Here is a 10,202-nt window from a genome sequence, read left to right on the forward strand (position 1 = left end):
GAGGGGGAGCGGGCTGGTGCCGCTTCGGCGTAGCCGAAAAAACGCGCTTATCTCCGCTGGCTGCGCCAGCGGCCGATGACCTCGTCGATCGCTTCTTCCTCGCCGCCGGTCCGGCGCCACAGCGCGGAAAAAGCGGGGTCGTTCGACGCCGGGCGCAGCGCCGGGTCGAGATCGTCGAACGCCAGTCGGATCGGGATCGACACGCCCTCGCCGCAGACGATCGCCTCGCGGTTGCGGAGTGCCGGGATCGCGTCGAGGAAGCCGCGGGAACCCTCGGGCATCGCCGCCTTGACGAAGGCCTGGTCGCGATCATTGTTGAGCCGCATCGCGATGATCGTCCCGCATTGCGAGAGCACGCCTTCGGCGAGATCCGACGGGCGCTGGGTGATCAGACCCAGCGACACGCCATATTTGCGGCCTTCCTTGGCGATCCGTTCGAGGATGCGGCGCACCGCATTGCCGCCAGTGCCGGTGTCCGAGGGGACGTAGCGATGCGCCTCCTCGCACACCAGCAGGATCGGATGCTGGGCGTCGCGCGCCCAGATCGCATAGTCGAACACGGTCCGCGCGAGCACCGCGACCACCACCGAGGTGATCTCCGACGGCACCCCCGACACGTCGATCACCGAGATCGGCCGGCCGTCGCCGGGCAGGCGGAAGATCCGCTTGATGAACGCCTTCATGCTGTCGCCGACGAGCATGCCGGAGAACATGAAGCTGTAACGCGGATCCGATCGGATTTCGTCGATCTTGGTCTTGAGCCGCAGATAGGGGGCGCTGTTGCTCGCCTTGTCGAGCTTGCCCATCTCGGTCGAGATGATCTGGGTCAGGTCGGACAGGACATAGGGGATCGGGCTGTCGACAGTCAGGCGGGGCATGCCTTCGGCGAGGCGGTTCTTCTGGCGCGCGGCGAGCAGGCATTTGGCGAGGATGTCGGCGTCCATCTGGCGATCGGCGCCGCGGGTGGTGAGCAGCACCTCGCAATGCTCCTCGAAGTTCATCAGCCAATAGGGCATCGCCAGGTTCGACACGTCGAACACCGCCCCGGCATCGGCGAAGGCCGCGCCATATTCGCCGTGCGGATCGATCATCACGATATGCCCCGCCGGCGCCATCTCGCAGATGCGGTGGAGGATCAGCGCGGCGGCGGTCGACTTGCCGGTGCCGGTCGATCCCAGCAGCGCGAAATGCTTGCCGAGCATCGCATCGATCAGCAGCGCGGCGCGGGTGGCGGGGGTGGGGTGGACGGTGCCGATTTCGATATGCGGCACGCCGGCGGCGCTGAACATCGCTTCGAGATCGGCGGTCGCGACCGCATGGACCGGGCAGCCCGGGATCGGGAAGCGGGTGATGCCGCGGCGGAAGCCGGCGATGCCGGCGTCATCGGCGCGGCCCTCGCCGAGCAGGTCGACGCTGGCGACCAGTTGCTCGCCGCGCATCTCGATCGCCGAGACCGATCCGACCACCCAGCAGGGGCCGACCGGCAGCTTGACCTGCGACCCGACCTGGCCCGCCATAGCCCGCACCGGATCGGGATCGCTGCCGAGCATGTCGAGCGCGGCGCGATCGACCAGGATCTGCGCGCCGGAGCCCGAGACCGACAGGACCTGGCCAAGAACGGTGGGACCGATCGCGGCGAGCGCCGCATCGGTGGCCATATCGGTCCAGTTGATCGTCACATTCGTCCCCTCGGCCACATCGGGGACGGCATAGAGGCTGTGCGTTAAGAAGGGCTTAGAGAGAGGGGGGCATCAAAACTATCGTCGCCCCAGCGAAGGCTGGGGCCCATGTCTGTCGCCATTTGCAGTGCCGCTCGTGGGTAGCTGATCGCAGCGGCGGCGAGGCTATGGGCGACGTCGCATTGGGACAGAGACATGGGCCCCAGCCTTCGCTGGGGCGACGGCTTTTTTGGGGAAACGCGCTCTACCCGTTCAGCCGACGGAACGCGGCGCTCGCGGCCCAGCCGAGCGCGAGCGACAGCGCGACCGCGACGAGGCCGTAGAGGATCGCATGGCGTTCGGCCGATTGTGCGACGAACGCCTCGAACCCCGATTTGTCGATGTCGATGTCGCGGGTCGCGGCGGCGACGACGCGGCCTTTCTCGATCAGGAAGGTCTCGGCGGTATATTTGCCGACGGGGACCCGGGCCGGGATCGCGATGCGGGCCCGGTAGAGCACGCCCTCGCTGATCTCGACCCCGTGCGCGGTCTCCGAATAATAGCCGCCGCGGCGCTTGAGATCGACGACCCCGTCCTCGAATCGGCGCGCCTCGGCCGGGTCGCCGCCGCTGGCGGGCGAGAGCTGGAGATTGTCGATGCCCAGCTCGTAGATCACCGCGGTGCGTTCGTCGACGATGCGGTCGATCGGCCGCGACGAGGCGAGCGCGTAGAAGGAGGGGACCGAACGCAGGCTGGCGCTGTCGGCGTTGATCCACATGCCGGCGATCTTGCGCTTCTCGCGGACCAGCACCGGTTCGGCGGGCCCCTTGATCACCACCGCGATCTCGGGCCGGGCGGTCGGTGCGCGGCCGCCGGGATAGAGGATCGCCCCGAACAGCAGCAGCTCGGCGCCGGTGAAGCTGTAGATGATGTCGATCTTGCGCTGCGAGACATCGGGCACCAGCCGCGGCGCTTCGGCCGCGCCAAGCAGCAGCGGCGCCATCGCCGCGAGCATGGCCAGGCCGGCGCGCTTCAGCCTCACAGCGGTTCGACCGTGAAAATCTCGGGCGGGCGCCAGCCCAGGCCGATCGCCATGCGGAAGGCGACCACCAGCACGATGAAGGCGAGGCCGAGCCGCAGATATTCGGGTTTCACCATCGTCGTCATCCGCGCGCCGACCTGGGCGCCGGTGACGCTGCCGATCAGCAGCAGCCCGGCGAGCACGACGTCGACCGCGTGGGTGGTGGTGGCGTGGACCATCGTCGTCGCCGCGGTGACGAACAATATCTGGAACAGCGAGGTGCCGACCACGACCCGGGTCGACATGCCGAGCATGTAGATCATCGCCGGCACCAGGATGAAGCCGCCGCCGACCCCCATCAGCACCGTCATTACCCCGACCAGGAAGCCGAGGATCAAGGGCGCCAGCGGCGAGATGTAGAGGCCCGAGCGGTAGAAGCGCCAGCGCAAGGGGAGCATCGCGATCAGCGGATGGTGGCGGCGTGCGGCAGCGCGCGGCGCCGCGCCGCGCCAGCCGGCGACGAGCAGACCGATCGATTCCCTGGCCATCATGATGCCGATCCCGCCGAGCAGGATGACGTACATCAGGCTGACCACCGTATCGACCTGGCCGACCTCCTGCAGCGCCCGGAACGCATAACCGCCGGCGACCGAGCCGACCGCGCCGCCCGCGACCAGCACCGCGCCCATATGATAGTCGACCCCGTCGCGCCGGCCGTGCGCCATCACCCCCGACACGCTGGCGCCGGTGATCTGGGTCGCCGACGACGCCACCGCGACCGCGGGAGGAATGCCGTAGAAGATCAGCAGCGGCGTGGTCAGGAAGCCGCCGCCGACCCCGAACATGCCGGACAGGATTCCGACGAGCCCGCCCAGTCCGATGATGACGATGATGTTCACCGACAGGCCGGCGATGGGGAGGTAGAGGTCCATGCGGTTAGAGGGCTAACCGATTTCAGCGGGCAGGGGGAATGGTTTTCCGATGGTTCATAGGCGATCTCGCAGATGTTGCCGCATCCGGGATCGACATGATCGAGCGCGGCCCGGGTCGACACCGGAACGCGGGGAGTCGAACGCGCCGAGGTCCGGCATGGAGGCTGCGTTCCCGATCGGGCTCACCGGCCGCTGGTCGCGAGCTCCTCGATCATCGCCAGCACGACACGCAGATGGTCGGGCCAGTCCGGTGCGCGCCATTGCTGGAGGCGTTCGAGCTGGGCGGAGCGGCGTGCCGAAAAGCCGCCGCTATAGTCGCGGATCGCTTCGATCCAGCCCAATCCATCGAGTGGGTCGATATAGTCGGCGACCTCGCAACCGGCCTCGCGCAACGCCGGCAGGTCGCTGCAGATGACCGGGGTTCCCATGACCAGCGCCTCGGTGACGGGCATGCCGAACCCCTCGGCGAACGAAGGCAGTAGCAGCGCGCGGGCCCCGGTCAGGAACCGCGATACGTCGGCATCCGACAGGCCCGCCAGTTCGGTGATGTGCGGGCGCAGCACGTCGCATCGCTCGAGCATGTCCACCACATTCTCGTTTTCCCACCCACGGCGGCCGATGATCACCAGATGAGGAATCTGCGCTTCGTCGAGGGTTTCGATCATTCGCCGCCAGACGTTGAGCAGCAGCATATGGTTTTTGCGCGGCTCGATCGTGCTGATCACGACGAAATAGGGCCGCGATATCGGCCCGCTCGCCGGCGGCCTGGAATGCTCCGCCGGAGCGGCGACATTGGTCCCGAGATGGGCCGAGGCGATGATCGGATGGCGGCCGTCGACCGCAAGAAATTTTTTCAGCGATGCCGCCGTCGCCAGGCTGTTGGTGATCAGGCCGTCGCACAGCGAAACCATGGTCTCGATTCGGAGCCGATGCAGGTCGGCACCGTTCGGCCGCGCATATTCGGGATATTCGATCGGGATGAGGTCATGCACCAGGCACAGGAACCGGGCACGTTCCTTCTTCAATATCGCTTCGACCTGCGAGCGCCTGTGGAGATGGTGTGGCGAGGCTTGCAAATAGAAGCGCTGCGCGCCCGCCTGCCGTGGCGGGACGCGCCGGGGGCGCATCCGGGCGAGCATCCGCAGCGCGCGAAAGCGCAGCGCCATCGCCGACATCCGTCGGCCCGTCGCCCATTGCAGTTCTGTCGCCGCAAGGAACTCGAGCACATCGGCCCTGTCGAGGCGGCCATAGCCGCCGGCCGGGTGAACCGCCGCGAAGTGCAGCCGTGTCGGGATCAGATCGAGCAGGGTTCTCGCATAGGCCATCTCCACCCGATCCACCCCGGTCGGCATCGGATGGAGAAGCCGCGACAGCAGGCGGGAGATGTCGAGCACCACCTCGACCCCGGCCGGCAGGCGCGTGTCGAAACCTTCGCTCCGGGCGACCGCCAGCGATCCGTCGATGACGTCCGTCATAGCGGCTGCACCGGGATGTCGGACGAGGCCGGCCAGGTCGGCAGGACCGCCGGGCACGTCGTCTTCATCATCTACAGCGAGTGCTCCTTGACGCCCGCGAAGATCAGCCAGCCGACGGCATAGGCAATCAGCAGCGAGAAGAAGACGGTGAGCAGGATGCGCTTGCGTTCGGGGAACAGCGATTTGACGGCCAGATTGGGCTCGACGACGCGGACGATGTAAAGCTGCTGCTTGATCGCCTGTTCCTGCGCTTTCTGGAGGCTTGCGGCGGCAGCCTCATAGCGTTTGGCGGCGAAACTCTGGCGAACCTGGAGATTCTCGTAATTGCCGATATTGGCGGCGATCGCTGACCCACCATCGACGAGCTTGGCTTCCTGACCCGCAACCTGGGCCTCGAGCGCATGCACGCGCGCGGCGGTCGCGATATATTGGGGGCTGCTCGGCGCGATGATGCCGCGCATGCTGGCAAGCTGTGCCCGTGCCTGGGTCAGCGAGATCTGAAGCGTGCTCACCATCGTGATCTGCGCCTTGCCGGTACCGGCCGGATCGATGTCGCCGCGGTCCTGGCGAAAGCGCGTCATCTTCTGCTGGATGGCGGCGAGCGCATTTTCGGCATCGGACAACTGACGCCGCGCAACCACCACGGTGTCATGCAGGCTGCGTTCGTTGAGAATGTTGACCCTGCGCTCCCCCAATATCAGCAACTGCTTGACGATGGCGTAGGAGTCGTCGGGCCGGAAGGCGCGGACCCTCAAGGTGGTGATGCCCGATTCGCTGTCGAAGCCCACGTTGATCTGGCGGCGATAATATTTGAGCAGCGTTTCCGGCGTCGGGTTCTCATTGCGCAGCCGGCTGTAGAAATCGGCCTCCGGACGGCGAAAGCGCGCGATCAGGTTCAACTGGCGATTGACCTCGTTCACGGCCTCTTGCGAGTTGAGATAGTCGTTGACGCTCAGCGCGTCGCTGCGGGTCTGCGATATGCCCGAGGAGAAGCCGAGAAAGCTTCCGAAATTGCTGGCGACGCCCGGCGACGCATCGGCGGTGCGCACGACGAAATGGGTTTCCGACTGATATTGGTCGGCCGCGATCAGATAATAATAGCCCGCGATCAATGCGGTCGGAAGGATCACGACCAGCACGAAGGCCAGATTGCGGCGCACCCAGCCCAGCAGGGCTTGCCCGAAGCCCCTGCTCTCTACATCCGCGGTGGACTCGGGCTTAATGATTCCGTGCATCAATTCTTCCAGATGGGCTGCAAAAACAGGGGGCTATCGTCATGACAGGTGGATATGCTGCTTTTGCTTCCTGAGACCGAGAAGGCCGGTATAGGTCAGGAACGCGCACCAGCCTACCGCATAACCGCCATAAAGATAGGTGTCGGGCGCGGTCTCGAACATGCCGTAACGGGCATATTCGAATATGATCGCCATCGGATTCCAGACCATCCACTGACGAATGCCCGGCGTGAGCCAGTCCATCATGAAGAACGCGCCCGATCCCGGCAGCGAGAAATAGGAGATCGGGTGGACCATCCGGCTGAGCGTCGGGCGTTCGAAGGTCACGGCGGTGACGTTGAGGCCCGCGGCGAACGAGAACCAGGTGATCAGTCCGGCACCGGCCATCAGGTAGAGCGGCCGCGCCGGCGGCAGCGACATTCCGAGCGCGATCGTCACATAGAGCAGGATGACGAGGGCGCACAGGCAGCCCATCGCCTCGACGATCGTCTTCGCGATCGAGATCGCCAGGACCGAAACCATCCGGTGATAGAGCAACTGAACATTGCCCTCGAGGATGGCATCGGCGCGATTGAAGATGCCGCGAAAGACGATGTAGAGCGTATAGCCGATCAGGGTGAAGGGGACCGGGTTGATCCCGTTGGTTCCCTCATGAGCGGGCTGGAAGGCATGGAGGCCGCCGATCACGGTGGCCAGCATCAGCGGCTCGCCGATCATCCACAGATAGCCGACATTGTTGCGGCCGAACCGGGTCTGAAGGTCACGGATGATCAGCGCACCGATGACGTTCATCTGGTCCGTGATGTCGTTGTAGATCCTGGCCGCGGACTGCATCATTCCGACACCGCGCATCCGGCGCGCACCGTCGTCAAGGCGTGACCGTCATTCTGAAGGGCTCGATGGCGAGCAAATCGGCCGCCGTGGCGGTCCATACGCGTTTGTATCATGCCCTGACCGGTTTATCGTCCACATTCGCGGCGGAGGCGGTTCGGCCTCGGCTGTCCGCTGACTAGCAGCCTTGCCGCGGCGAAGGAAGGCGATTTGCGGTGTTCGCCGCGGCCGCCGGATCCGCCTTGTCTGCGGGCGAAGCGCTGCTAGTCAGGTCGCCGGTATCTGGAGGTCGATTGTTGGAACATCCGCGATTTCATTCCCGATTTGGAGGACTCTGGATCGACAGGGCCGATTGGCGCCAGCAACTGACCGCGCGCGGGCTGACCGGCGAGCAGATCGACCAGGTCCGCAAATTCGCGAGCGACGGCTATATCATCCTCGAAGGTGCGGCGCCGATCACGGCCGTCGATGCGTTCCAGCGCGAGATCGACCGGTCGTTTCGCGAAGGCAATCCCGATCTGCTTTTCCAGAAACACCAGGAAGCCCATACCCAGCGCCTGACGGAAGCGGTGGATCGGCTGGGAACCCGCGTCGTCGATTCGTTCGTCGCCTTGCCGGAAGCGCTCGTGCTGCTGTCCTCGCCGCGCCTCATGGCGTTTCTGCGGTTGATCTTCGAAGCCGAGCCGCTGCTTTTTCAAAGCCTGAGCTTCGATCAGGGGTCGCAGCAGCGCCTTCATCAGGACACCGCTTATGTCGTGGTCGAGGAACCGATGAAATTGGCGGCATGCTGGATCGCGCTCGAGGATGTCCATCCGGGGGCCGGCGAACTGATCTATACGCCCGGCAGCCATCGTTATCCGGATTGGGAATTCGGCAGCGGGAGGAAGCATTGGGATCCCGGCCAAGACGGCCCCGAGACCCACGATGAATGGCGGCAGGTCCTGGCGGATGGCGCCGTGGACGGTATGGAGCGGTTTCTGGCCAGGAAGGGCGATATCCTCGTGTGGCATGCCGATCTGGCTCATGGCGGCTCGCCGGTCACGCGGCCCGAACTGACGCGACAGAGTCTCGTCGGACATTATTGCCCCCAAGGCGTCAGGCCGCATTATTTCAACACCAGCCCCGCACATGCCCAAATTCGATATTTCGGCGACCTCGCCTATTCGAGCCAGTATCACGACCTCGGCGCCTTCACGGCGGCATGCGACGATCGCGAAGCGACGGGGCCGGCCGGACGATAGTCGCCGCGGCGCGGGCGCGCCGGCGGACGATGTTGCGCGCGGGGCATGTCATGATTACCCACCTGACCAGTGTCGCGCGAAGATGATTCGCCGTTGCGCGAGTCTGATCGGACCACCCAGAAAGAGGAGTTTTCGCTTGTCGTTTGTACCGGATATGGATCAGTGGGTGGTCACGCATTTCGTGGATGTGCCCAACCTCTTGGCGGCCGAGATCGGCGATTATTCCGGCAAGACCATCCTCGACGTCGGATGTGGAGAGATGCTCATATCCCTGGGCCTGATCGCCCGCGGCGCGGCCTCTGTCACGGCGCTGGACATCAAGGAAGTCGAAAGCGTCGTACCCTATGCCGTCAGCCGTCTGACGGGCGCCGGCGTCGATCCGATTCCGGACCTCGGCAAGCTCAACCCGGTGAAATATGACGGAACCGTCATGCCGTTTCCGGACAATCATTTCGACGTGGTGATGTGCTGGGGGGTCGCCGAGCATATCGCCGACGTGCCGGCGGTGCTGGCGGAGATGCGGCGCGTACTGAAGCCTGATGGCATCTGCTTCATCAAGGTATTTCCCTGGTTCCAGAGCTTCTATGGGAGCCATTTGTCGGACTTCACGCCCGAGCCCTTCTCGCACCTGAAATATGATGCGCCGCAGCTGCGCGAGATCGTCGCCGCCAATGCGGGCAACGTGCCGCAGCTCGAACCCGCGTTCGTGCTGGGGCATATGTGGGAGGAATATGAGACGCTGAACAAATATTCGGCGAACATGTTCTATCGCGACGTCCAGAATGCGGGATTCTCGAGCCATGTCTGGAAGCTGATCGCCTATCAGCACGATCTGACGCTCGCGCCGCCGGGTGTCGATCTGTCGGACCTGATGATCTCGGGCTCGGAAACGATCTTGCGGAAATAAAAGAGCGACTTGCCTAACTCAGGGGCGCGTTCGTCGCCTCTGGGTGTCCTGTCAGACTATCGCGGATTGGCCATTGCCGGCCTGGCTTCTGCGCATCCTCCGTGATGGGGATGCTCAGGCGTAGACGAAGTAATCGGTGAAGGTGACGCCGTCGTCCAAATAGTCGAAGATATGGGCCGCCCAAGGGTGCTCATTGGCCTGGTCGTAATCAGTAACTTCGCGAATGCCGCTGTCATAGCGGACATCGCGCAGGTCGATGCGATTTTGGGCGTCGAAGTAGATGATCTCGACCGCAATCGAGTCGATATTGGCCTGATCATAGTCGACGAATACCGACGAACCGTCATCGTTATGCCGATCGACGATATCGATGCGGCCTGCGGCGTCGAGATAGGTGGTCTCATAGGCCGTGGCGCTGCTGTTTGTCTGGTCGTAATCGATGACGATGCGGCTGCCGTCATCCATGTAGCGGTCACGATAGTCGATCCGGCCCTGCGCATCATAATATGTGAGTTCGGACGTATAGGCCTGGTTGTTGTTCTGGTCGGAGTCGATGATGACGCGGGTGCCGTCGTCCCTGTTCTGATCGCGGAAGTCGACCCGGCCCTGGGCGTCGAAATAGGTGAGCTCCGACGAGAGCGGGGTGACGCCGGCCTGGTCGAAGTCGATGACGACGCGGGTGCCATTGTCGAAACGCTGATCGCGCAGGTCGACCCGACCCTGGACGTCATAATAGATCAGCTCGGTCGAAAGGCTGCTCATATTGGCCTGGTCGGCGTCGATAATGACGCGCGTACCATTGTCGAAATTCTGGTCGCGCAGGTCGATGCGGCCCTGGGTGTCGAAATAGATCAGTTCGGACGACAGCGTGCTGGCATTGGCCTGATCGAAGTCGATGATGG

Annotated in this window: 9 protein-coding genes; 2 read left to right on the plus strand and 7 right to left on the minus strand. The window is 64.3% G+C overall.

Annotation, left to right across the window (positions count from 1 at the left end; translation table 11 throughout):
* Positions 1 to 47: 47 nt before the first annotated feature.
* From AC1RM6_RS07415 to AC1RM6_RS07440, 6 genes are all read right to left on the minus strand, one after another.
* Positions 48 to 1,658 carry an ATP-binding protein gene (locus AC1RM6_RS07415; RefSeq protein ID WP_493100591.1) on the minus strand — a complete coding sequence of 537 codons (1,611 nt, stop codon included), beginning with the start codon at positions 1,656 to 1,658 and terminating at the stop codon, positions 48 to 50.
* Between the two features lie 265 nt (positions 1,659 to 1,923).
* A complete protein-coding gene (locus AC1RM6_RS07420) occupies positions 1,924 to 2,673 on the minus strand; it encodes a TIGR02186 family protein (RefSeq protein WP_493100593.1) in 750 nt (249 codons plus the stop codon).
* A gap of 23 nt (positions 2,674 to 2,696) precedes the next feature.
* On the minus strand, positions 2,697 to 3,611 hold the full coding sequence (locus AC1RM6_RS07425; protein ID WP_493099699.1) for a sulfite exporter TauE/SafE family protein: 915 nt from the start codon (positions 3,609 to 3,611) through the stop codon (positions 2,697 to 2,699).
* Positions 3,612 to 3,793: 182 nt separating this feature from the next.
* On the minus strand, positions 3,794 to 5,086 hold the full coding sequence (locus tag AC1RM6_RS07430) for a glycosyltransferase family 4 protein (RefSeq protein WP_493099701.1): 1,293 nt from the start codon (positions 5,084 to 5,086) through the stop codon (positions 3,794 to 3,796).
* A gap of 71 nt (positions 5,087 to 5,157) precedes the next feature.
* Positions 5,158 to 6,321: a KpsE/RkpR family capsule polysaccharide export protein gene (locus tag AC1RM6_RS07435; RefSeq protein WP_493099703.1), complete on the minus strand. Its 1,164-nt coding sequence runs from the start codon at positions 6,319 to 6,321 to the stop codon at positions 5,158 to 5,160.
* A gap of 39 nt (positions 6,322 to 6,360) precedes the next feature.
* Complete coding sequence (locus AC1RM6_RS07440; RefSeq protein ID WP_493099705.1) at positions 6,361 to 7,158, minus strand: ABC transporter permease; 798 nt, start codon at positions 7,156 to 7,158, stop codon at positions 6,361 to 6,363.
* 209 nt (positions 7,159 to 7,367) lie between these two features.
* On the opposite strand from AC1RM6_RS07440, the gene AC1RM6_RS07445 reads away from it, so the two are divergent.
* Both AC1RM6_RS07445 and AC1RM6_RS07450 read left to right on the plus strand, forming a co-directional pair.
* On the plus strand, positions 7,368 to 8,393 hold the full coding sequence (locus tag AC1RM6_RS07445) for a phytanoyl-CoA dioxygenase family protein (RefSeq protein WP_493099707.1): 1,026 nt from the start codon (positions 7,368 to 7,370) through the stop codon (positions 8,391 to 8,393).
* A gap of 136 nt (positions 8,394 to 8,529) precedes the next feature.
* Positions 8,530 to 9,300: a class I SAM-dependent methyltransferase gene (locus AC1RM6_RS07450; RefSeq protein WP_493099709.1), complete on the plus strand. Its 771-nt coding sequence runs from the start codon at positions 8,530 to 8,532 to the stop codon at positions 9,298 to 9,300.
* Between the two features lie 114 nt (positions 9,301 to 9,414).
* On the opposite strand, the gene AC1RM6_RS07455 is transcribed toward AC1RM6_RS07450, so the two are convergent.
* Positions 9,415 to 10,202: hypothetical protein (locus AC1RM6_RS07455; RefSeq protein WP_493099711.1), on the minus strand; the 788-nt coding region annotated here is incomplete at its 5' end.

Source organism: Rhizorhabdus sp. GW822-FHT03C02, from assembly GCF_058801765.1.